Genomic DNA, 21864 nt, shown 5'->3' on the forward strand with positions numbered 1-21864 from the left:
TGGAAACCACATCGCAGAAAGTGGACCCTCGGGTTTAACGAAACTCAAGCGAATCTGAGGCTAGTTTGAATCCAGTTTTCGAAACGCCGGGAAGCGGCGTCTGAGGCGTCACATGTACCGGTCCTTCGGACCAATCAGGAGGGCGGGATGGCTAAGACCGTCCTGATCGTGGAAGACAACGAGCTCAACATGAAGCTCTTCCGCGACCTGTTGGAGGCGCACGGGTACCAGACCTCCGGCACCAGCAACGGCTACGAGGCGCTCGACCTCGTGCGCAAGATGCGGCCCGACCTCGTGCTGATGGACATCCAGCTGCCGCAGGTCTCCGGCCTCGAGGTGACGCGCTGGATCAAGGACGATCCGGAGCTGCGCGCCATTCCAGTCGTCGCGGTCACGGCGTTCGCGATGAAGGGCGACGAAGAGCGCATCCGCGAGGGCGGCTGCGAAGCCTATTTGTCCAAGCCGATCTCGGTCGGCAAATTCATTGAGACGGTCCGGCGTTTTATCGGATAGGAAGTGAGTTCACAGTGTCCGCGCGTATCCTGGTCGTCGACGACGTCCCCGCCAACGTCAAGCTGTTAGAGGCCCGCCTTTCCGCCGAATATTTCGACGTGATGACCGCCGCGAACGGCACCGAGGCGCTCGCGATCTCAAGGCGCGCCGAATGCGACATCATCCTGCTCGACGTGATGATGCCCGACATGGACGGCTTCGAGGTCTGCCGCCGCCTCAAGACCGATCCGGCGACGCACCACATTCCCGTCGTGATGGTCACCGCGCTCGACAGCCCCGCCGACCGCAACCGCGGGCTCGAGGCCGGTGCCGACGACTTCCTGACCAAACCCGTCTCCGACGTCGTGCTGATCGCGCGGGTGCGTTCGCTGACGCGGCTGAAGATGATGACGGATGAGCTGCGCATGCGCGCCATCACCTCGCTCGAGATCGGCATGCAGGCGCCCGAGCGCAGTGCGATCGCCGACACCGGCAAGGGCGGCCGCATCCTCCTGGTCGACGACCGCCAGTCCTCCTACGAGCGGCTGGCGACGATCCTCGCTGCCGAGCACACCATCGACGTCGAGCCGAACCCGACGGAGGCGCTGTTCCACGCCGCCGAAGGCAATTACGACCTCCTGATCGTCTCGCTCGACCTCAACAATTTCGACGGCCTGCGCCTGTGCAGCCAGGCGCGATCGCTGGAGCGCACGCGGCACGTGCCGATCCTGGCCATCGCCGATCCCGAGAATTCGACGCGGCTGCTGCGCGGCCTCGAGATCGGCGTCAACGACTACCTGCTGCGCCCGATCGACAAGACCGAGCTCTTGGCGCGCGCCCGCACCCAGATCCGCCGCCGCCGCTACACCGATCATTTGCGCGACAATGTGCAGAACTCGATCGAGATGGCGATCACCGACGCGCTCACCGGCCTGCACAATCGCCGCTACATGGAGAGCCATCTGGCAACGCTCGCCGAACAGGCTGCGACCCGCGGCAAGCCGCTGGCGCTGATGATCCTGGACATCGACTATTTCAAGTCGATCAACGACAATTACGGCCACGATGCCGGCGACGACGTGCTGCGCGAGTTCGCGGTGCGCGTGCGCAAATCGATCCGCGGCATTGATCTCGCCTGCCGCTACGGCGGCGAGGAATTCGTCATCGTGATGCCGGAGACGGATCTCCACGTCGCCGGCATGGTCGCCGAGCGCCTGCGCCGCTCGATCGCGGGCGAGCCCTTCGCGATTCACAAGGGTGCGAAGCGCATCGAGGTCACGATCTCGATCGGGCTGACCACGCTGGAGCGAAAGGGCGAGGCGGTGGCCGACGTCCTCAAGCGCGCCGACACCGCGCTCTACCGCGCCAAGCACGACGGCCGCAATCGCGTGGTGTCGCAGGCGGCGTGAGGGCCGTCCGCGCAAAGTTGCGAAAACAACCCCATGCACAGTAGCCGGCGCGAGCGGGATCAATGGGTTATGCGGGTGGCGAGATAATTTGCGCCGGCAGCGGCGTCGTTTGACCCGTCGGGCAAAACAGGAGCATATTGGTAGGGTCGCGAAATGGTCCTGACGGGTAGGCAGGCGCCCGCGCTTTCTCCACAAATCCCGGTGTCATTCCCCGCCTTGTGCGCAGTCGCGCACTGGAGCGGGGAATCCAGTACGCCGCAGCGTCTCGGGTCTAGCTTCACTGTCTCTGGAATACTGGATCACCCGCTTTCGCGGGTGATGACAGCGAGCGATCAGGCGACAGCGGTTAGTCTGGAGCGCGCTTGCTCCGTTTCTCCGCCGGGTTCGCATCCTCGCCCACATCCACCCCCGCATTCCGCAGCAACACCTTCGCCGCTTCCTTCGCGGCTCTGGCCATCGCCGGATCATCGCGCACGAGGTCCTGCGCGATGGAGCCGTCGACCAGCAGCACGAGCTGCGTCGCGAGCGCGTCCGCTTCGGCAACGCCGAGCTCGGTCAGGCGGTCGCGAAACCAGAGGCGGCGGCTTTCCTTGAAGGCGATCGCGATCTTCTTCACGGCGCGGTCGCCGGGGCCGAGCTCGGCGACCGCATTGACGAATGGGCAGCCGCGAAAGTCTTTCGCCGCGAAGCGCCGCTCCAGCGAATCGAACGTCGCGAGGATCTGCTCGGCGGGCGGCTTGTCGGAGGGGCGTGCGCTGACGAAGCGGCGCTCGAGATAGGCCGCGATCAGCGCGTCCTTGGACGGGAAGTGATTGTAGAGCGTGCGCTTACTGATGCCGACCTCGGCCGCGATGGTATCGACGCCGATGGCGCGAATGCCTTGCAGATAGAACAGCTTGTCGGCGGTCTGAAGGATCCGCTCTTTCATCGTCTGTGGGGCAGGCGGGGGAGCCATGCGGAGCTAAGCGTCCTGTTCGCTTGACAGCCGCTTCCATCTATAGCCTAAGTGCACAGGTCTGTGTACCCAAAAACATCGGCAAAAGCAGACGACGGCACGCGTGCCGCGCCCAAAAGGGAGAAGAAAAATGCCCCTGCTGCAGGTTCTGCGTCCCACCTTGCCGATCCTGATCGGCGCCTCGATCATGCTGACCTTGAGCATGGGGCTGCGGCAGTCGCTCGGTATCTTCATGCAGCCGCTGACGCGCGACATCCACATTTCGATCTCGGATTTCACGCTTGCACTGGCCGTGCAAAACCTCGCCTGGGGCTTCCTGCAGCCGCCCGCCGGTGCACTCACCGTGCGCTACGGCTTCCGACCGATCATGATCGCGGGCGCGCTGATGTACATCGCGGGCCTCGCGCTGATGGCAACGGCGAATGGGCTTCTCAGCATCATGATCGGCGCCGGCGTGCTGATCGGGACCTCGCTCGCCTGCACCGCGGCGGCGATCGCGATGTCGGTGGCGGCACGTGCGGTGCCGGAGACGGTGCGCTCGACCGTGCTCGGCATCGTCTCCGGCGCGGGCTCGCTCGGCGCGCTACTTTCGGCGCCGATCGGACAGATGCTCAACGAGGGCTTTGGCTGGCGCGTCGGGCTCGCGGGCTTCGTCATCATGTCGGTGCTGATGATCCCTGCGGCCTGGTATGCCGGGCGCGTCGACAAGATTCCGTTGCCGAAGCCGGCGGCCGACGAGATCGATGATGCCACGGCTGCAGCCGCGGCGAGGACCGCGTTCGGCAATGCCTCCTTCGTGGTGATGACCTGCGCCTATCTCGTCTGCGGCATGCAGCTCGTGTTCCTCACCACGCACCTGCCGTCATATCTCGCGATCTGCGGCCTCGATCCGATGTTGAGCGCACAGACGCTCGGCATGATCGGCGGCTTCAACGTGCTGGGCTCGCTGTTCTTCGGCTGGGCCGGCCAACGCTGGAACAAGCTGGCGCTCTTGGGCGGGATCTACATCCTGCGCTCGCTCGCACTCGCCTGGTACTTCATGCTGCCGGCAAGCCCGCTCTCGACGCTGCTGTTCGGCGCGATCATGGGCTTTCTGTGGATGGGCGTCGGCCCGCTGGTCGCGGGCGCGGTCGCCGAGATGTTCGGCCTGCGCTGGCAGGCGATGATCCAGGGCCTCGCCTTCATGAGCCACCAGATCGGCAGCTTCCTCGGCGCTTACGGAGGCGGGCTGCTCTACGACGCGCTCGGCTCCTACACCATGGCCTGGCGCATCGGTGTCGCGCTCGGCCTTGCCGGCGGCATCGTGCAGGTCGCGTTCGCGCTGATCAGGCCGTCGCAGCCGCCCACGCCAGTGCTGCGGACAGCGTAGGGCGGGGCGGGTGGTCGTTTTCCTTGGCCTTGCACCGCTGCCGTTCTCACAAATTTGCATTTGCCTCAAAGCGCTCGGTTGCTGACGTGCGAGAGAACCTTTCGTCGACTCGGCAGGCGGTCGTTCATGGGCTTGCCAATTTCGCGTTTGGGTCGTGTCAGGCTGTGGTCAGCCTTCTCAGATTGAAAATGGGCTTGAGTTGCAGAGTGTTAGCCAGTTCATAATCCTAATCGCGCCGGCCAGCTTAAGCTTTCGAGACAACCGCTCGGGAGGCAACGATGACGCCCGGCTGGCTCATTTTCCCTGCGACTATCGCCTGTGTCTACTTCCTGGTCATTGTGAGTTTGATCGTGCTTGGCGCTTGGTAGGCGGCTGAGGGAAGAGAATCTTGAAAGAGCGCGCTCTCAAGATTCGCCCATAGACCGACGCGAACTCATGTCGGTCGGAATTCGATCGGGTGCGGCCATGGATTGCGCGAATTGCGGCAGAGTCAACCCGGAGGGAACGAAGGTCTGCGGCGATTGCGGCGCGCCGCTGTTCTTTCGCTGCCCTGCGTGCGGGGGCGACAATCCGACAGGCAAGAACTTCTGTGGCGACTGCGGTGCCGCGCTCACGCCGACCGTACCGCCGCAAATGACGAGAGGGGCCGGCGCAGCGACGTCCATCGTGCCACCGGTCACGGAGCGCGCAGGCTTGTTGGCCGCACCAAGTTCTTCCGCCGAGCGTCGTCAGCTCACAGTGATGTTCTGCGATCTCGTCGGCTCGACGGCACTTGCGACAAAGCTCGATCCGGAAGATCTACGGGACATAATTGCTGAGTACCGCGATAGCGTAGCGGCGGTCGTCCGCAAATACGGTGGCACCGTCAGCCGTTACATCGGCGATGGCATGCTCATACTATTCGGTCATCCTTCAGCGCATGAGGACGATGCCGAACGCGCAGTGCGCGCTGCGCTTGAGATCGCCGCGACCAGGCACGCGCCGGGAGCCCCAGCCGAGTTCGAGCTGCGGGTTCGTCTTGGGCTCGCGACTGGCCTCGTCGTCGTAGGTGACCTTATCGGCAGCGAAGCGGCGGAGGCGCAGGCCGTGCTTGGCGAGACGCCGAACCTTGCCGCTCGACTGCAAGCGCTCGCCGAACCGGATGGGGTAGTCATCCCTGAGGACACGCGGCGGCTCATCGGCGGGCTCTTTGACTACGAGAATCTCGGCGCCGTGACGCTGAAGGGCTTCGCCGCTCCGGTGCAAGCCTGGCGGGTGCTTCGTGAGGGAACAGCGGAGAGCCGGTTCGAGGCGTTGCACCCTTCGGTCCTCGCCCCGCTGGTTGGGCGTGAGGAAGACCTCGCGCGGTTGGAGCGGAGCTGGCGCCATGCGCGGGCGGGTACCGGTCAAGTCATGCTGCTTGTCGGCGAGGCGGGGATCGGCAAGTCGCGCCTCGTTGCGGCTCTTCAGGAGCGTATCGAGCGAGAGCCGCACACCTGCTTGCGCTACTTCTGCTCGCCTCATCATCAGGAAAGCGCGCTTTACCCCTTCATCGCACAACTCCAGCGAGCGGCTGGCTTCGATCGTGAGGACACACCGACGACCAAGCTCGACAAACTTCGAGCGCTCCTGTCGCCTGCATTGTCGCCCAACGAGGACCCGGCGATCCTGGCCGAGTTTCTGTCGATCCCCAACGATAATCTATACTTACCGGTTACGAGTACGCCGCAACAAAAGAAGGAGAGAAGCTTCGCCGCTCTGGTTCGCCAGCTTGAAGCTCTCGCGCAAAGACGTCCAATCATGATCGTGTTCGAGGACATGCAATGGATCGATCCAAGCTCGCGCGAGCTGCTGGACCGAACCGTCGATCGCGTAGCAAGCCTGCCGGTTTTGGTCTTGATCACCTACCGCCCCGAGTTCCAGTTAGTATGGACCGGAAAGCCGCATGTCAGCTTGCTCGTGCTGAACCGGCTCGACCAGAATGCGGGCGCTGCGCTGATCCGGAGCGTGGCAGGTGGCCAGACGCTGCCGACCGAAATCGTCAATGAAATTGCTGAACGTACGGATGGTGTGCCGCTGTTCGTTGAGGAGTTGACCAAAGCGGTGCTCGAAACAAGCCCCCAGAGTATCGCGCGAGCGATCTCCTTCGCGCCGCTGCCCGGACTTGCCGTACCGGCCACGCTACATGCTTCGTTGATGGCGCGGCTCGACCGGATAGGGCCGATCGCCAAGGAGGTGGCACAAATCGGCGCAGCTATTGGCCGCGAGTTCTCCTATGATCTGCTGGCCTCGGTCGCACAGCGGTGCGACAACGAGTTGCGGGCGGCGCTTGACCGGCTGATCAATACCGGCCTCGTGTTTGGGAGTGTCGAGCCGCCCGACGCCAATTTCTTGTTCAAACATGCACTGGTCCAGGATGCGGCATACGGCACAATGTTGCGCGGCCAACGCCGCGAGCTGCACGCCCGGATCGCTGGCGCACTCGAGGAGAGGCTCGCTAGAGGCATCCAAGAGCAGCCGGAAATCCTCGCCCACCACTGCGGACATGCGGGTTTGGCCGAAAAGGCGGTTTCCTATTGGCAGGAGGCTGGTGAGCGTTCAAAGGCTCGATCGGCAATGACAGAAGCAATCGCGCAGATGCGAAAGGCGCTTGATTTGCTATCTCAACTGCCGGATGCTCCCGGGCGCCAGCGCACCGAAACTGAACTTCAACTCGCGCTCGGCGGTGCACTGATCGCCGCGAAGGGCCACGCGGCCGAAGAGACCGGCAGGGCCTACGCCCGGGCGCGTTGCCTCTGCGAGGCACTAAACGACACGCCGAATCTGCTCAAGGCACTCTGGGGCGAGTTCGTGCATTATCACGTCCGTGGTGAAACGGACCGATCGCATCGCATCGCCGAGAATCTGCTCGATTTGGCCGGGCGACAGAACGATGCGGCCATTCTTGTCGCCGGTCATCGGGCAGTCGGCGATAGCTGGCTTCATCGCGGACAATTGGCCTTGGCGCGCACCCATCTCGAGCGGGGGCTCGCCCTTTACGATCCGGCGCAGCAGCGCTCTCTGACGGCCCTGTTCGCAGAAAACGCTCGCGTGGCGATGCTTTCGTTCCTTTCGCTTACGTGTGGCCTTCTTGGCTTCGCCGATCAGGCGCGCGTGCAGAGCAGTGACGCCCTGGCAGAGGCCCGCGATTCGTCGCACCCGATCAGCCTCGCATTCGCGCTGAGCGTTGCCTGCCGGTTGCATTTCGTGCTCGAAGACGCGGGCATGGTTGGGCAACGGGCGGACGAGCTGGTTGCGCTCACCACCGAGCAGCGCTTTGCCTTCTTTCTCGCGATGGGGACGGCATATCGCGGCTGGACGCTGGCCGAAGCCGGCGACCCCGAGGCCGGGGTGGACTTACTGCGGCGCGGCATCGAGGGATTCCAGGCGTCCGGCGCAGCATGGACTCTTCCGTTCTACCTTGCGCAGCTCGCAGCAGCCGAGGCAAAGAGAGCACGATATGAAACGGGGCTCGGCCAACTCTCCGACGCCTTGGCACTAACCCAGAAATCGGGGGTGCGGTGGTTCGAGGCCGAGCTGCATCGGCGCCGAGGCGAGTTGATGCTAAGGGCTCGGCCAGGCGCGGAGGCCGATGCGGAGACCGAGTTTCGCCACGCCATTGCGATCGCTCATCAGCAGGAGGCGAAACTCTGGGAACTTCGCTCCGCCGTCAGTCTCGCCCGGCTCTGGCGTGATCAGGACAGGGGTGATGAAGCACGCGGTCTTCTCGCGCCGGTCTACGGTTGGTTCAACGAGGGCTTCGACGTTCGCGACTTGAAGGAAAGCAAGGCGCTGCTGGAAGAACTCTGAGTGTAACGTGGAGCTTGTCGTAAGCGCGCTCCATTGGAGCTCCGTAACGTTCTCGGGTTTCGCGACTCCGCTGCACCCTAAAGACACGTAAGGGCAACGGTGACCTGCTCGGCGCCGTCAATTCTCGGGTCGGCCCCGTCGCTCCGGTTCGCAGCTGGAGTTGGTCCGCGCTGCTGGTCGCGCTTCGGGTTATTCGCATGACCTCTCCCGGCTTCGCACTTTGTGCTGACCCTTTCCGGTCCGGATCAGGTACTCGACCGCAACCACTGCGAAAAGACCCGAATGGTCCGCGCGCGCGGGTGGCTTGGCCTGCTGACCACATAAAAGCTGTAGCCGGGTAGGTTCAACGAGAATGCCTTCACGAGCGTGCCGGCGGCGAGGTCGTGTGCCACGAGCACATCACTGAAGATCCCGACGCCCTGCCCACTGATCACCGCCTCGATGGCGTGCAGTTCTTCCCGGAAACTCAAGTGCTGCAGGTCCTTGTATTGCGGCACCTCGCGCCACCGGCGCTGGGCCAAACCGAGCCATCTCTGCCACGTCGGTGGCTCACGATCGGCCGGCGACCAATAGGAGTGGATCAGAACGTGCTTTGCGAGGTCGACTGGTCTCTTCAGCCGTCCGGTTGAAAGCAAATCCGGATTGCAGATCGGCCAGAACGTATCGCTGAAGAGTTCATCGACGATTCCGTCTGTCGGCGGTACGCGGCTGGTCGCATAACGGATGGCAACGTCACTGTCTCCGGCCTGCAGATCGAGCACCGTGTCAGTGCCGATCACTTCCAATGGCACGTCAGGATGCAACTTCCGCCACAGGGGCAGGCGGGGCACGAGCCAGCGGCTAGCGAAGGCGTTGGTCGTCGTAACCCGGAGCGGCTGCTCGTCACCTTCCTGCTTGAGGGACGCAATGGCAGCGGCAAACGCCTCGAGTCCGCCGCGAATGGCGGGAAACAGCCGCGCGCCGGCATCGGTCAACGAAAGAGGGCGTGGTCTGCGCCGGAATAGGGCGCGGCCGCAATACTGCTCGAGCAATCCGATCTGGTGGCTGATCGCGGTCGGCGTGACGCCGAGTTCTGCCGCGGCTTTCTTGAAGCTCAGATGACGCGCGGCAGCCTCAAAAGCGCGGAGCTCGATCAGGGGCGGCAGCTTGTGCATGCGGCGAGTGTAGGTGAAATCAGTTCATCGTCACCTGAATTCTTCGGATTTGCTCTGAGACAGCCCGCGATCGAGGATGTGGGGGCCAAGCTAGGGAGCTCGTGTCATGTCCATCGCATCTGTTGCCAGCGCTGCCGCCGAACTTAGCGCCTCCTTCGGAGGAGAACTGCTCAAGCCAGCGGACGAGGGCTACGACGAGGCGCGCAAGGTTCACAATGGGCTGGTCGACAAACGGCCAGCATTGATTGCCAGATGTCGCAGTGCGGCTGATGTCGTGGATGCCGTGGCACTTGCGACCAAGCTCGGCCTCGAGGTCGCGGTTCGCGGCGGTGGCCACAATGTGGCCGGGCGCGCAACCATCGACGGCGGGATCATGATCGACCTCTCACCCATGAAGGGGGTCCGGGTCGACGCGATCGGCAAGACCGTATGGGCGCAGGGCGGGGTCACCTGGGGCGAGCTCAATCGAGAAACGCAGCTTCACGGACTTGCGGTGACCGGCGGCGTGGTCTCGACCACCGGCATCGCGGGCCTGACGCTCGGCGGAGGACTGGGCTGGCTGATGGGCAAGTACGGCCTCGCGTTGGATAATCTGCGGGCTGTCGAACTCGTCACCGCCGATGGCAAGGTTGTGCGGGCCAGCAAGCAAGAGCAGCCCGATCTATTTTGGGCCGTGCGCGGCGGCGGCGGAAACTTCGGGATTGCCACCAGTCTTGAATTCGACCTCCATACGGTAGGGCCGATCATCACCGGCGGCCCGATCGTTCACCCTATCGAGCGTTCCCGCGACGTGCTGGAATTTTTCCGGACCAGCACGCGATCGCTCACGGACGAGCACATGCTGTTCGCATCCCTGACCCATGCGCCCGACGGGTCCGGCAGGGAGGTCGCGGCCCTGGTTACCAGCCACTGCGGTCCAGTCGCCGAGGCCGAACGAGCGATGCAGCCGCTGAAACAGTTCGGGCCTCCCATTCTGGATGCGGTCGGACCGATGACCTATTGCGAGCTCAACCGCATGCTCGACGCCAACTATCCGAAAGGCGCGTTCAACTATTGGAAGTCGAACTTCCTCACGGAGCTGAGCGATGGTGCGATCGCGACGATGATCGAATGCTTCGCCCGCTGCCCGACTCAGATGGGGCAGCTGCTGCTCGAGCACATCCACGGTGCCGCGGCCCGCGTGGGTGCCGGGGATACGGCATTTGTGCATCGGCAGGAGGGCTACAATTTCCTGATCCTCGCGCAATGGACGCAGGCCAGCGATACCAGCCGCAGCATCTCGTGGGCACGCGCAACCTATGAAAGGATGCGGCCCTTCTTTGCCTCAGGACGCTATGTCAATTATCTCGACGACGATGAGACAGGCGATCCGGTTGCCGCTGCTTATGGGCGGAACTACAGGCGCCTGCAGCAGATCAAAGCGAAATACGACCCTACGAACTTCTTCCGGATGAACCAGAACATCCGGCCGCTCGCCTGATTGCCGGCTGACGATTTCTCGCTCTCATCAAGATGTGAGTAGAAACTAAGCCGCGACCCGATGCATCGTGGGCGGGGGCGAGCTGACGCCCGGGAGGGACTAGAGAATGGCGGTCGTGTGCAGGCCCGCTCGCATCGACGACTTGAAGCAGGCCGATGACATCGTGGTCGCCAGCATCAATGAGCTAACCGAACGGCGGGGGTTCGGGAAGATGGCATCCTCTCGTTCGCCGAATTTTCAGGCCTTCTCGCTCGCGGATGATCCCGAGGGCTTATGGGTGGCCGATGACGACGGAGAAATAGTCGGCTTCGCGTGGAGTTGGGTCTGTGGCGAGCTTTGGTTCCTGGCCCAATTGTTCGTCGCGCCTGATTGTCAGAGCGACGGCATCGGCAATCAACTCATCAACAAGGCATTCGCGCATGCAGAAATGCGCGGAGCACCCATCAAGGCACTGATCACCTTCACGTTCAACAACGTATCTCAAGGCCTCTACATCCGCCACGGACTGTTCCCGCGCTTTCCGATCTACATGGTCAGCGTCCCTCGTGACCGCCTGGCGCCACGGTTGGCTGCGCCGCGGCTCCGTCTTGAATCTCTCACGGCCGACGCGATCCCATACGACAGGCTGGCGCAGATCGATGTCAGCGCAGTCGGCGTTTCCAGGGAGAAGCATCATCGATTTCTCCTTGGCGACAGCACGACGCGCGGATTCACCATCCACGCCGGCAATGAGTGCGTCGGGTACGTCTACATTTCGGGTGGACACATTGGTCCGCTTGCAGTCCACAGGCCAGATCTGGTTGAGTCCGCTTTCGCCGCTGCGTTGTCGTTCGCGGCACAGAGCGATTGTCCGGCCATTTCGGCTTTTGTGCCGGGCGCGAGCGAGCCGGCGCTCAAGGCGGCAATCGACCACGGGATGCGGCTGACGTTCCCGATGCTGCTGATGTCAAATCGACCATTCGGAGATTGGGGTAGCTATTTCCCGCGCAATCCGGGTTTCATGTAGGGGATTCAACCGAGAAGGTCGACGTTGCGGGGCAGGCCGGAAGGCACGGAATGATGGCTGGATCGGCGCTCGTCACGGGCCGATCATGCTCTAGCCCTACCGGGGACGCGGGCTGCGGCCTGGAGGGGACGGCCGCTGCACATATGGGTTTTCCAGGCACATCGCCGAACGGCCCGCCGCGCTGGCTCTGCATTCGTCAAATGAACGATACTGGCAAGAGATGTAGGTGCCGCCGCCCCATTCCCACTCCTGCAGACATACCGGAAAATTGCCGCCGAACCGCTGCGCTGCCGCTGGACCGGGCGCGGACATGGTGATCAGGACGAAGAGCAGACAGGCAAGCGCGCGCATCATGATCAGCGCGGCCGCTGCGGAGCGTGCTGCTTGAACCTCACGCGCGGGTTCACATCGCAATAGGTGTTCGATCGCCCGGATGCCGAGGCCAGGCACTGTTCCCGCGTCGAATACATGCAGTCTCCGGAAGCGCCGAGCCCTCCGCCAAAAACGCACCAGGGATAGTCATACTGAGCGTTTGCTGCGGAAGAAAATCCGATGACCATAACGACAATGAGCAGAGCGATGCGCATGCGATTCTCCCATCAAGTCAGTTGAGCGGCAACGCAAGAGGTTCGCTCCGAAAGATAGCCGCTTGACGATGCTGGCTCAACAACCACGACTCAAGCGAGTTCCTCTCGTCACGCCGGAGTGTCCCACGTGTGATCTCGCAGAGCCGGTCCGGATTTGCTTCGCTGCGCTAAGCAGCGCAGCGCTGGGTAGCAGGGTACATGAGCAGGGACATGCGAGCCGAAACGACAACGGGGCCCGCAAGGGCCCCGCAAAAAAACCTTAGCGCGCTACGCCGCGATCTTACTTGATCTTGGCTTCGCGGAATTCGACGTGCTTGCGCGCGACCGGGTCGTACTTCTTCTTGACCAGCTTGTCGGTCATGGTGCGCGAATTCTTCTTGGCAACGTAGTAGAAGCCGGTGTCGGCCGAGGACACGAGCTTGACCTTGATGGTGACCGCTTTGGCCATGTTCTGAACCTCAGAATATCAGGGGAATCTGGAGCCGGCCAAACGGCCCGCGTTGGCCGGCAACCTAGTCAGAAACGGCGGGAAGTCAAGGTTTCAGGCGGCGGAAACCGCTCAAATCGGGCCCATTAGGCCGCAAAGAACCGGTTTTTCGGCCGCGGTAGGCCCAGATTCTCCCTCAAAGTGGGCCCTTCATACTCTTTGCGGAAAATCCCGCGCTTCTGCAGCTCCGGGACCACCTTGTCGACGAAATCGTCGAGGCCGGCAGGCAGGAACGGGAACATGATGTTGAAGCCGTCGGAGCCGCGACCGACCAGCCATTCCTCCATCTGGTCGGCGATGGTCTTGGCGGTGCCGACGAAGGACAGGCCGCCATAGCCGCCGACGCGCTGGGCGAGCTGGCGCACGGTGAGCTTCTCGCGGGCGGCGAGATCGACCAGGCGCTGCCGGCCGCTCTTGCTGGCATTGGTCTCGGGAATCTCGGGAAGCGGCCCATCGGGATCGAAGCCGGAGGCATCGGTGCCGAGGATGACGGAGAGCGAGGCAATGGCGCTGTCGTAATGCACGCGGCTGTCGAGCAAAGCGCGCTTCTCCTTGGCCTCGTCGACGCTGTCGCCCACGACGACGAAGGCGCCGGGGAGGATCTTCAGGTGCTCGGGGTCGCGGCCGATCTTCTCCATGCGGCCCTTGATGTCGGCATAGAGTTTCTGGCCGTCGGCGAGGCTGCCGCCGCCGGTGAACACCGCTTCCGCGGTCTCGGCGGCGAGCTGCTTGCCGTCTTCGGAGGCGCCGGCCTGCACGATCAGGGGCCAGCCTTGCACCGGGCGGGCGATGTTGAGGGGGCCGCGCACTTTGAAGTATTTGCCCTTGTGGTCGAGGGTGTGCATCCTGGCGGGATCGAAGAACAGGCCGCTCTCGACGTCGCGCATGAAGGCATCGTCGGCGAAGGAGTCCCAGAGGCCGGTGACGACGTCGTAGAACTCGCGGGCGCGCTTGTAGCGCTCGGCGTGCTCCATGTGATCGTCGAGGCCGAAATTCAGCGCCGCGTCCGGGTTGGAGGTGGTGACGATGTTCCAGCCGGCGCGGCCGCCGCTGAGATGGTCGAGCGAGGCGAAGCGGCGCGCGACGTGATAGGGCTCGTCGAACGTGGTCGAGCCGGTCGCGATCAGGCCGATGCGCTCGGTCACGGCTGACAAAGCCGACAGCAGCGTGAACGGCTCGAACGAGGTTACGGTGTGGCTGCGCTTCAGCGCGTTGATCGGCATGTTCAGGACGGCGAGGTGATCGGCCATGAAGAAGGCGTCGAACTTGCCGGCCTCGAGCTTTCGGATCAGCGTCTTGATGTGCGAGAAGTTGAAATTGGCGTCGGGCCAGGCCCCGGGATAGCGCCAGGCGCCGGTGTGGATGCTGATCGGGCGCATGAACGCGCCAAGCTTGAGTTGCCTTTGTGCCATCGCCCGGTGTCCGTTCTTGGTGACGCTCGCAAAGACATAGGCATGAGTGGGAACTCCGCCATTGGGGGAGGCGGGAAGAATTTTTTGTTTTTCGTAGCTCTCTCAGCACGTCATTCCGGGGCGACGCGGAGCGGCGAGCCCGGAATCCATAACCACCATCCGGAGTATGGATTCCGGGCTCGCGCCAAGAGGCGCACCCCGGAATGACGGAGGATAGACTTGATCGAACTACGCCCCAGCGCGCCAACTAGCTCAAAACGTCCTTCTGCATCTTGCCGGCGTAGAAGTGGAAGAACGGCACCGGCGCGTCGTGACGGAGCGGGCCGGTGGCGAGGCGGGTGTCGAGCTCGTTGAGCACGTTGCGCGTCATCGGATGCAGATCGGCGAGCGGTTTTGAGCCGAGCTCGACCCAGACCAATTCGACCAGCTCCGCATCGGCATGGATCACGCCTTCGACGCGGTGGGTGATCGCAGAGGCATCGGCGGTGAAGAAACGCGTGTCGAAGCGCTTGACGCGGCCGGGCGGGGTGATCGCGCGCGCGATCAGGAACAGGCTGGAGGGATCAGGCAGCAGGCCCGCATCCGCGAACGGCTGCCAGGGACCTTCGAGCTTCGGCACTTTGCCTTCGGCCTTGCGGCCGAGGCAGAGGCCGGTCTCCTCGCAGGCTTCGCGGATGGCGGCAATGGCGAGCGATTTCGCGCGCGAGGCCGGCGTCTTCGGGCTGCCCTTGGCGAGATTGGCTTCCAGTTCGGCGGTGATGGGCGCGGCGCAGGGCACGCGATAATCGGCCTTGTCGACCCGCCCGCCCGGGAAGACGAATTTTCCCGGCATGAACACCACCTTGTCGTGGCGCTTGCCGACCAGCACTTTCGGAATGGCGCCGCTGCGGTCGACCAGGATCAGCGTCGCCGCATCCTTCGGGCGGAAGTAAGGATGATGATCGGCTTCCTTCTCCTCGTGAACCCTGGTCTTCTCCTCGGCCTGCGAAATATCGGTCATGTCCTCACCCGAACTGTTCTTTTACGTGTTTACACAGGCGGAATACCATCGGGAGGGTTGTCGTCAAACCCGTGCATGCGCAGAGCCCATTGCAAGCCGACCACAGCTCCCTTCACGGGCTGCAGCAGCGCGAGCGAGGCGACGAAGGTGAAGGGCAGATAGGCTGCGAAGCTGAGCCAGACCGGCGTCGAATAATTGGTCTCGATCCAGAGGATGGCCGGCACCACGATGTGGCCGACGATGACGATGACGAGATAGGCAGGCAGATCGTCGGCGCGATGCGGGGTGAAGTCGAGGCCGCATTTGGCGCAATGGTCGGCGGTCTTCAGGAAGGCGCGGAACAGCTTGCCTTCGCCGCAGCGCGGGCAGCGGCCGCGGAAGCCGCGCTTCATTGCTGACCAGACGTCGCGCTTCTCGACGAGACCGTTCTCGCGCGTCCAGATCTTTGGTGCCGTGCTCATCGTCACCATGCCTTGCCCTTCTTGCCCTTACCCTTGTTCTTTCCTTTGGCCTTCCTTCCCTTGCCGGACTTTTTCTTCTCCGGCTTGCGTTTTCGCTCCGGGCTGCGTCCGGGCTGCGGCTTGGACGATTTGCGCTGCGGACGGAGCGGCCTGCGCTGGCGCGGGCCGCTGTCGGTCTCGGACGACAGCAGCTCGAAACGCAGCGCGCCCGCGATGGGAGCGGCCTCGATCAGGCGGACGTCGACGACGTCGCCGAGCTGGTACATGGTGCCGCTGCGCGTGCCGACGAGGGCATGGCGGCTTTCGTCATAGTTGAAATATTCCGTGCCGAGGGATCGGATCGGGATCAGCCCGTCAGCGCCGGTCTCGCTGAGCTTCACGAACAGGCCGGCGCGGGTGACGCCGGAGACGCGGGCCTGGAAGCTGGCGCCGATGCGGTCGGCGAGGTGATGGGCGATCAGGCGGTCGACGGTCTCGCGCTCCGCCTTCATGGCGCGCCGCTCGGTCAGCGAGATATGCGCGGCGACTTCGCTCAGGCTTTCCGGCGTCTCGCTGTCGGGCAGGGCGCCTTCGCCAAGGCCAAGCGCACGTACCAGCGCGCGGTGCACAACGAGGTCGGCATAGCGGCGGATCGGCGAGGTGAAATGCGCATAGCGGCGCAGGTTCAGGCCGAAGTGACCGTAATTCTCTGAGGAATATTCGGCCTGCGCCTGCGCGCGCAGCACGACCTCGCTCACCAGCGGGTAATAGTCGTGGCCTTCAAGCTGAGCCAGCACACGGTTGAACGTGGTCGGGCGGAGCGCGCCGGACTTGGCGAAGGGAACGTCCAGCGTCTCCAGGAATTCCGCGAGCGCGTGAACCTTCTCCAAGGTCGGCTCGTCGTGCACGCGGTAGATCAGCGGCAGAGATTTCTTCTCCAATGTCTCCGCTGCGGCGACGTTGGCGAGGATCATGAACTCCTCGATCAGCTTGTGCGCATCGAGACGCTCGGGGACCACGACGCGATCCACGGTGCCGTCGCTCTTCAGGAGGATCTTGCGCTCGGGCAGATCGAGATTGAGCGGATCACGCTCGTCACGCGCGCGCTTGGCGCAGGCATAGGCGGCATAGAGCGGCCTCAGGATCGGATCGAGCAGGGGGCCGGTGGTGTCATCAGGCCGGCCGTCGATCGCGGCCTGCGCTTGCGCGTAAGCGAGCTTGGCGGCCGACCGCATCAGGATGCGATGAAAACTGTGCGAGCGCTTGCGGCCGTCGGGGCCGAGCACCATGCGCACCGCCAGCGCGCCGCGCGGCTCGCCGGGCACCAGCGAGCAGAGATTGTTGGAGATGCGCTCGGGCAGCATCGGCACGACGCGGTCCGGGAAATAGACCGAGTTGCCGCGGTCGAGCGCGTCGCGGTCGAGCGCCGTGCCCGGCCGCACGTAGAAGCTGACATCGGCGATGGCGACGTTGACGATGAAGCCGCCCTTGTTGTTGGGGTCCGGATCGGGCTCGGCATGCACCGCGTCGTCGTGATCCTTGGCGTCGGGCGGATCGATGGTGACGAGCGGGACGTCGCGCCAGTCCTCGCGGCCCTTCAGATTGGCGGGCTCTGCCGCTTCCGCCTCGCGCTCGGCGGCGGAGGAGAATTGCAAGGGGATGTCGTGGGCGTAGATCGCGATCAGGCTGATCGCCTTTTCCGACTTGACCGAGCCGAGCTTCTCTTTCACCCGGCCGGAGGCGAGGCCAAAGCCGCGGGTGCGGACGATGTCGACGCTGACGAGGTCGCCATCCTCAGCGCCGCCCGTATCGGTCCTCGCGATGTTCAGCTCGCGGTCGGCGAACTTCTTGTCGACGGGGACGAGCCGTCCGCCGCCCTCGGGCAGGCTGCGGAAGACGCCGAGGATGCGGCTCTTGGCCTTGTCGATGACCTTGATGATGCGGCCGCGATAGGCGGGACCTTCATCGTCATCGCTGCGCTCGACGCGCAGCAGCGCGCGGTCGCCGACGCCGGCGGCGGTGCCGGGCTTGGGCCGGCGCGGCATGTCGATGAGGATCTTTGGCGGCTCGCCGTTCTCGACCTCGTCCCATTCGGCGGGGGAGGCGATCAGCTCGCCATCGGAGTCGCGGCCGGTGATGTCGGCGAGCAGCGTCGGCGGCAGCGCGTCCGGCTCGGAGACCTTGTGGCGCTTCTTCTTGATGATGCCGTCGTCGGCGAGCTCGCGCAGCATGCGCCTGAGTTCGGCGCGATCGGCATTCTTCAAGCCGAACTCGCGCGCGATGTCGCGAGTCCCGACCTTTCCTGGATTTGCCTTGATGAAGGCGACGATGGCTTGCCTGTCGGGAAAGCCACGGTCTGTCTTTGGTTTCACTTAACCTCTAATTCTTGATCTCAGGTCTTGCCGGCACTCTTCTTGGCGGGAGCCTTGGTGGCGGCTGCCTTGGTCGGTGACGTCTTTGCGGTCGACGGCACGGCGGCGCGCGCCTTGCTGGTGGATTCGGATTTGGATTTGGCCGCGGCTTTCTTCGCAGCCGGCTTCTTCGGCTTCGGTGCGGCGTCCTCGCCGTCCGCAGCCTTCTCTGACGCTTTCTTGGCCTTGGCCGGCTTAGCCGCCTTCTTGGCCTTGCCGCCGCCCTTGCCGGCACCCTTGGCGGCGCGCTCATCGATCAGCGCGATCGCCTGCGGCAGCGTGATGGTGTCCTTCTCGAACTCGGCCGGGATGGTCGCGTTGACGCCGCCCGCGGTGACATAGGCGCCGTAACGGCCGCTCTTCACGGTGACGGTGCCAAGCGTCGGATGATCGCCGAGCGCCTTGCCGGGATCGGCGCCGAAGCGGCGGCTCGGGCCCTTGGCAACCTTCTCCGCGATCAGCGTCACCGCACGATTGAGGCCGATGTCGAACACCTCGTCGCCGGCCTCTAAGCTCGCATAGGTCTTCTCGTGCTTCACGAACGGTCCGAAGCGGCCGAGGCCCGCGGTGATCGGCTGGCCGGTCTCCGGATGCTTGCCGATCTCGCGCGGCAGCGACAGCAGCTTCAGCGCAAGCTCGAGATCGACGTCGCTGGCCGAGGTGCCCTTCGGAATGCCGGCGCGCTTGGGCTTCTCGCCTTCCTCATAATCCTTCTGCTCGCCGAGCTGGATATAGGGGCCGAAGCGGCCGGCCTTGACCCAGACATCACGACCCGTGTCGGGATCCTGGCCGAGCGAACGGTCAGCAGTCGCCTCGCCATCGGCGGCGAGCTGACGGGTGTAGCGGCATTCCGGATAGTTCGAGCAGCCGACGAAGGCGCCGAACTTGCCGGCCTTGAGGTTCAGCCGGCCGGTGCCGCAGTTCGGGCACTGCCTGATATCGCCGCCATCGGCGCGGGGCGGATAGATGTGCTGGCCCAGCATGTCGTCGAGCACGTCGAGCACCTGGGCGACGCGCAGCTCCTTGATGTCGTCGACGGCGCCGATGAAGCCGGTCCAAAAGTCCTTCAGAACCTGCTGCCAGGAGATCTCGTTGTTGGAGATGCGGTCGAGTTGCTCTTCGAGGCTCGCCGTAAAGTCGTACTCGACATAGCGGGCAAAGAAGCTTTCGAGGAAGGCGACCACGACGCGGCCCTTGTCCTCGCCGTGCAGACGCTTCTTCTCCAGCTTGACGTAGCCGCGGTCCTTCAGGACCTGGAGGATCGAGGCATAGGTCGAGGGCCGGCCGATGCCGAGCTCCTCCATGCGCTTGACGAGCGATGCTTCCGAGAATCGCGGCGGCGGCTCGGTGAAATGCTGGGTGACGGACAGGCTCTGCCGTTTCACGGCCTCGCCCTGGCTCATCGCGGGCAGGCGGCGGGAATCCTCGTCCTCCTCGTCGTCGCGGCCTTCCTGGTAGAGCGCGAGGAAGCCGTCGAACTTGACGACCTGGCCGGTGGCGCGCAGCTCCAGCGTACGAGAGCCCGCCTTCGCCGTGATGTCGACGGTGGTCCGCTCGAGCTCGGCGGATTCCATCTGGCTCGCGATGGTGCGCTTCCAGATCAGCTCATACAGCTTGGCCTGATCGGCATCGAGCTTGCGGCTCATGCTGTCGGGGCGGCGGGAGAGGTCGGTCGGGCGGATCGCCTCGTGCGCTTCCTGGGCGTTCTTGGCCTTGGCCTGGTACTGGCGCGGGCTATCCGGCACGTAGGCGTTGCCGTAATCCTCGCCGATCACCTTGCGAGCCTGGGTGATCGCCTCGGGAGCGATCTGCACGCCGTCGGTACGCATATAAGTAATGAGTCCGGTGGTCTCGCCGCCGATGTCGATACCCTCGTAAAGACGCTGGGCGATGCGCATCGTGTGCGCCGGGGCAAAGCCGTATTTGCGGCTGGCTTCCTGCTGCAGCGTCGAGGTGGTGAAGGGCGCCTGCGGATTGCGCCGGGCCGGCTTGGCGTCGACCGCGGTGACGGCGTAAGTCGCCAGTTCCAGCGCCTTCTTAAAGTCTTCGGCTTCCGCGCCGGTGCCGATGTCGAGGCGCTGGATCTTCTTGCCGTCGGCGCCGACGAGGCGGGCCTCGAAGGCATCGCCCCGCGGGGTGAGCAGGGTCGCGATCAGCGACCAATATTCGCGGGCTACGAACTTCTCGATCTCGAGCTCGCGGTCGCAGACGAGGCGCAGCGCCACCGACTGCACGCGGCCGGCCGAGCGGGCGCCCGGCAGCTTGCGCCACAGCACGGGGGAGAGGGTGAAGCCGACCAGATAGTCGAGTGCGCGGCGCGCCATGTAGGCGTCGACCAGGGCGCCGTCGATCTCGCGCGGATGCTTCATCGCTTCCGAGACGGCCTGCTTGGTGATGGCGTTGAACACCACGCGCTCGATCTTCTGATCCTTCAGCGCGCGCTTCTCCTTCATCACCTCGAGCACGTGCCAGGAGATGGCCTCGCCCTCGCGATCGGGGTCGGTGGCGAGAATCAGGCGGTCGGCGCCCTTCAGCGACTTCGCGATATCGTTGAGCCGGCCGGCCGCCTTGGGGTCGACCTCCCAGATCATCTTGAAATTGGCGTCGGGATCGACGGAACCGTTCTTCGCCGGGAGATCGCGGACATGGCCGAACGAGGCCAGAACCTCATAGGACGAGCCCAGATATTTGTTGATCGTCTTGGCTTTCGCCGGCGACTCCACAATGACGATATTCATTTAGTTCCAGCGGCTTACGGGAAAATCTTGGGCCGAAAACGAAAGGACTCGGGTCGGCCGTTTCGACCCGAACATGGGTGGTGAGCGGCCCCCTGTCAAATCGTGGGGTGTTGAAAGGCGCCGCAATGGGAAAAGTTTCATATCGAAAAAGTTGCAGAATACCACCTTGGAGTTGCGGTTGATGTGGGCGTAATGTCCTGTCGGGGCATGGATTCGGGTGGGGTTCTGGTGACCAGGCCAGGAAAGAAACGGGCGCGCGCCGGATCCGGCGCGCCGGGGGGCACGCGTCACGAGGAACCGGGGGAGGACGGTGCGGACGAGGCCGTGGCCTTCATCGCCGAGCAGACGGGGGCCTTACGCAAGCTGGCCGAGCGCCACAAGCTGGACGTGCTGCATTATCTCTTGGGCATGACCAAGCTCGAGGCCGACGAGCACCTGCGGCTACGGACCAAGCGCAAGCTGTCGTGAGAGTGGGCTCCCCGGTGATCGTGAGAGACTTGAGCGCCGCTCTCTCCCCCGTCATTGCGAGCGAAGCGAAGCAATCCAGAGTCTTGCCGCGGTGGGATTCTGGATTGCTTCGTCGCAAGGGCTCCTCGCAATGACGTCGTGGGGGCGGTGCCACAATCACGCCGACCGACGTCGCGACGACGGTCGTGGCTTCAGCGTGGTCTCCGCCGGCGTGAGCAGCCGCCCATCATCGGCGCGCATTTCCAGCTTCTTCACCGGACGGCCCTTCTCGCGATCGACCAGCATCGTCGCAATCTCCTCAGGGCGGTCGTCGAACTCCTCGCTCCACTGCCGCAGCGCGACCAGGATCGGGAAGGTGCCGCGGCCCTTCGGCGTCAGCACATATTCCTGATAGGCACTGCCGTCGGAGGCGGGGGCGGTTTCGAGAATGCCGTGGTCGACCAGCGATCGCAGCCGCGCCGCCAGGATGTTCTTGGCCATGCCGAGCTTGTTCTGAAACTCGCCGAAGCGGCGGACGCCGAACAGCGCTTCGCGGATGATCAAGAGCGACCACCAGTCGCCGAGCGCCTCCAGCGACCGCGCGATCGGGCAGGCATCACCCTCGAAGCTCGTCCGTTTCACCATCGTT

At 64.1% G+C, this 21864-nt stretch carries 18 protein-coding genes; 7 read left to right on the forward strand and 11 right to left on the reverse strand.

Annotated features, from left to right (window positions below):
* The first annotated feature begins 147 nt into the window (after nucleotides 1-147).
* Both XF30_RS18485 and XF30_RS18490 read left to right on the forward strand, forming a co-directional pair.
* Nucleotides 148-513, forward strand: a complete 366-nt coding sequence (locus XF30_RS18485) for a response regulator (protein ID WP_008566616.1) — start codon at nucleotides 148-150, stop codon at nucleotides 511-513.
* A 14-nt stretch (nucleotides 514-527) separates the two neighbouring features.
* Nucleotides 528-1901, forward strand: coding sequence for a PleD family two-component system response regulator (locus XF30_RS18490; RefSeq protein WP_036025582.1), 1374 nt, complete (start codon nucleotides 528-530; stop codon nucleotides 1899-1901).
* Nucleotides 1902-2247: 346 nt separating this feature from the next.
* Here XF30_RS18490 and XF30_RS18495 read toward each other — a convergent pair whose 3' ends face one another.
* Complete coding sequence (locus tag XF30_RS18495; RefSeq protein WP_109143496.1) at nucleotides 2248-2856, reverse strand: TetR/AcrR family transcriptional regulator; 609 nt, start codon at nucleotides 2854-2856, stop codon at nucleotides 2248-2250.
* A gap of 130 nt (nucleotides 2857-2986) precedes the next feature.
* On the opposite strand from XF30_RS18495, the gene XF30_RS18500 reads away from it, so the two are divergent.
* Together XF30_RS18500 and XF30_RS18505 are read left to right on the forward strand one after the other, a co-directional pair.
* The gene (locus XF30_RS18500; protein WP_109143497.1) at nucleotides 2987-4225 is read left to right on the forward strand and encodes an MFS transporter; all 1239 of its coding nucleotides are present in this window, start codon (nucleotides 2987-2989) and stop codon (nucleotides 4223-4225) included.
* A gap of 435 nt (nucleotides 4226-4660) precedes the next feature.
* Entirely contained in the window at nucleotides 4661-8053 is a 3393-nt protein-coding gene (locus tag XF30_RS18505) for an adenylate/guanylate cyclase domain-containing protein (protein ID WP_109143498.1), read from the forward strand.
* A 245-nt stretch (nucleotides 8054-8298) separates the two neighbouring features.
* On the opposite strand, the gene XF30_RS18510 is transcribed toward XF30_RS18505, so the two are convergent.
* A complete protein-coding gene (locus tag XF30_RS18510) occupies nucleotides 8299-9207 on the reverse strand; it encodes a LysR substrate-binding domain-containing protein (RefSeq protein ID WP_057029787.1) in 909 nt (302 codons plus the stop codon).
* Between the two features lie 106 nt (nucleotides 9208-9313).
* Between XF30_RS18510 and XF30_RS18515 the strand changes: the two genes are divergently transcribed.
* Nucleotides 9314-10687 (forward strand): FAD-binding oxidoreductase, encoded by a 1374-nt coding sequence (locus tag XF30_RS18515; protein ID WP_109143499.1) that lies wholly within the window; start codon nucleotides 9314-9316, stop codon nucleotides 10685-10687.
* A 106-nt stretch (nucleotides 10688-10793) separates the two neighbouring features.
* Nucleotides 10794-11693, forward strand: a complete 900-nt coding sequence (locus tag XF30_RS18520) for a GNAT family N-acetyltransferase (protein WP_192893184.1) — start codon at nucleotides 10794-10796, stop codon at nucleotides 11691-11693.
* Nucleotides 11694-11789: 96 nt separating this feature from the next.
* On the opposite strand, the gene XF30_RS18525 is transcribed toward XF30_RS18520, so the two are convergent.
* From XF30_RS18525 to topA, 8 genes are all read right to left on the reverse strand, one after another.
* On the reverse strand, nucleotides 11790-12047 hold the full coding sequence (locus XF30_RS18525; RefSeq protein ID WP_225186525.1) for a DUF3551 domain-containing protein: 258 nt from the start codon (nucleotides 12045-12047) through the stop codon (nucleotides 11790-11792).
* Nucleotides 12048-12049: 2 nt separating this feature from the next.
* On the reverse strand, nucleotides 12050-12280 hold the full coding sequence (locus XF30_RS18530; protein WP_074448008.1) for a DUF3551 domain-containing protein: 231 nt from the start codon (nucleotides 12278-12280) through the stop codon (nucleotides 12050-12052).
* 280 nt (nucleotides 12281-12560) lie between these two features.
* The gene (rpmG, locus tag XF30_RS18535; protein WP_007603295.1) at nucleotides 12561-12728 is read right to left on the reverse strand and encodes a 50S ribosomal protein L33; all 168 of its coding nucleotides are present in this window, start codon (nucleotides 12726-12728) and stop codon (nucleotides 12561-12563) included.
* 125 nt (nucleotides 12729-12853) lie between these two features.
* On the reverse strand, nucleotides 12854-14179 hold the full coding sequence (locus XF30_RS18540; RefSeq protein WP_109143500.1) for an LLM class flavin-dependent oxidoreductase: 1326 nt from the start codon (nucleotides 14177-14179) through the stop codon (nucleotides 12854-12856).
* Nucleotides 14180-14426: 247 nt separating this feature from the next.
* Entirely contained in the window at nucleotides 14427-15179 is a 753-nt protein-coding gene (locus XF30_RS18545; protein WP_036015119.1) for an NUDIX hydrolase, read from the reverse strand.
* A gap of 29 nt (nucleotides 15180-15208) precedes the next feature.
* Nucleotides 15209-15649 carry a DUF983 domain-containing protein gene (locus XF30_RS18550; RefSeq protein WP_036015117.1) on the reverse strand — a complete coding sequence of 147 codons (441 nt, stop codon included), beginning with the start codon at nucleotides 15647-15649 and terminating at the stop codon, nucleotides 15209-15211.
* Nucleotides 15643-17991 carry a ribonuclease R gene (gene rnr, locus XF30_RS18555; protein ID WP_109143501.1) on the reverse strand — a complete coding sequence of 783 codons (2349 nt, stop codon included), beginning with the start codon at nucleotides 17989-17991 and terminating at the stop codon, nucleotides 15643-15645. The genes XF30_RS18550 and rnr overlap by 7 nt, the downstream gene beginning before the upstream one ends.
* Before the next feature lie 20 nt (nucleotides 17992-18011).
* Nucleotides 18012-20768 (reverse strand): type I DNA topoisomerase, encoded by a 2757-nt coding sequence (gene topA, locus XF30_RS18560; RefSeq protein WP_109143502.1) that lies wholly within the window; start codon nucleotides 20766-20768, stop codon nucleotides 18012-18014.
* Between the two features lie 228 nt (nucleotides 20769-20996).
* On the opposite strand from topA, the gene XF30_RS18565 reads away from it, so the two are divergent.
* On the forward strand, nucleotides 20997-21236 hold the full coding sequence (locus tag XF30_RS18565; protein WP_192893185.1) for a hypothetical protein: 240 nt from the start codon (nucleotides 20997-20999) through the stop codon (nucleotides 21234-21236).
* A 156-nt stretch (nucleotides 21237-21392) separates the two neighbouring features.
* Here XF30_RS18565 and XF30_RS18570 read toward each other — a convergent pair whose 3' ends face one another.
* Nucleotides 21393-21860, reverse strand: a complete 468-nt coding sequence (locus XF30_RS18570; protein WP_109143504.1) for a winged helix-turn-helix transcriptional regulator — start codon at nucleotides 21858-21860, stop codon at nucleotides 21393-21395.
* Between the last annotated feature and the right edge of the window lie 4 nt (nucleotides 21861-21864).

Origin of the sequence: Bradyrhizobium sp. SUTN9-2 (genome assembly GCF_003122645.1) — a bacterium.
Classification (GTDB): domain Bacteria; phylum Pseudomonadota; class Alphaproteobacteria; order Rhizobiales; family Xanthobacteraceae; genus Bradyrhizobium; species Bradyrhizobium yuanmingense.

What these genes read in the sequence shown, in the direction of transcription:
- XF30_RS18485 (WP_008566616.1), top strand. Translation starts at nt 148, where the DNA reads ATGGCTAAGACCGTCCTGATCGTGGAAGACAACGAGCTCAACATGAAG.
- XF30_RS18495 (WP_109143496.1), bottom strand. Translation starts at nt 2,856, where the DNA reads ATGGCTCCCCCGCCTGCCCCACAGACGATGAAAGAGCGGATCCTTCAG.
- XF30_RS18500 (WP_109143497.1), top strand. Translation starts at nt 2,987, where the DNA reads ATGCCCCTGCTGCAGGTTCTGCGTCCCACCTTGCCGATCCTGATCGGC.
- XF30_RS18505 (WP_109143498.1), top strand. Translation starts at nt 4,661, where the DNA reads ATGTCGGTCGGAATTCGATCGGGTGCGGCCATGGATTGCGCGAATTGC.
- XF30_RS18510 (WP_057029787.1), bottom strand. Translation starts at nt 9,207, where the DNA reads ATGCACAAGCTGCCGCCCCTGATCGAGCTCCGCGCTTTTGAGGCTGCC.
- XF30_RS18515 (WP_109143499.1), top strand. Translation starts at nt 9,314, where the DNA reads ATGTCCATCGCATCTGTTGCCAGCGCTGCCGCCGAACTTAGCGCCTCC.
- XF30_RS18520 (WP_192893184.1), top strand. Translation starts at nt 10,794, where the DNA reads ATGGCGGTCGTGTGCAGGCCCGCTCGCATCGACGACTTGAAGCAGGCC.
- XF30_RS18525 (WP_225186525.1), bottom strand. Translation starts at nt 12,047, where the DNA reads ATGATGCGCGCGCTTGCCTGTCTGCTCTTCGTCCTGATCACCATGTCC.
- XF30_RS18530 (WP_074448008.1), bottom strand. Translation starts at nt 12,280, where the DNA reads ATGCGCATCGCTCTGCTCATTGTCGTTATGGTCATCGGATTTTCTTCC.
- rpmG (WP_007603295.1), bottom strand. Translation starts at nt 12,728, where the DNA reads ATGGCCAAAGCGGTCACCATCAAGGTCAAGCTCGTGTCCTCGGCCGAC.
- XF30_RS18540 (WP_109143500.1), bottom strand. Translation starts at nt 14,179, where the DNA reads ATGGCACAAAGGCAACTCAAGCTTGGCGCGTTCATGCGCCCGATCAGC.
- XF30_RS18545 (WP_036015119.1), bottom strand. Translation starts at nt 15,179, where the DNA reads ATGACCGATATTTCGCAGGCCGAGGAGAAGACCAGGGTTCACGAGGAG.
- XF30_RS18550 (WP_036015117.1), bottom strand. Translation starts at nt 15,649, where the DNA reads ATGGTGACGATGAGCACGGCACCAAAGATCTGGACGCGCGAGAACGGT.
- topA (WP_109143502.1), bottom strand. Translation starts at nt 20,768, where the DNA reads ATGAATATCGTCATTGTGGAGTCGCCGGCGAAAGCCAAGACGATCAAC.
- XF30_RS18570 (WP_109143504.1), bottom strand. Translation starts at nt 21,860, where the DNA reads ATGGTGAAACGGACGAGCTTCGAGGGTGATGCCTGCCCGATCGCGCGG.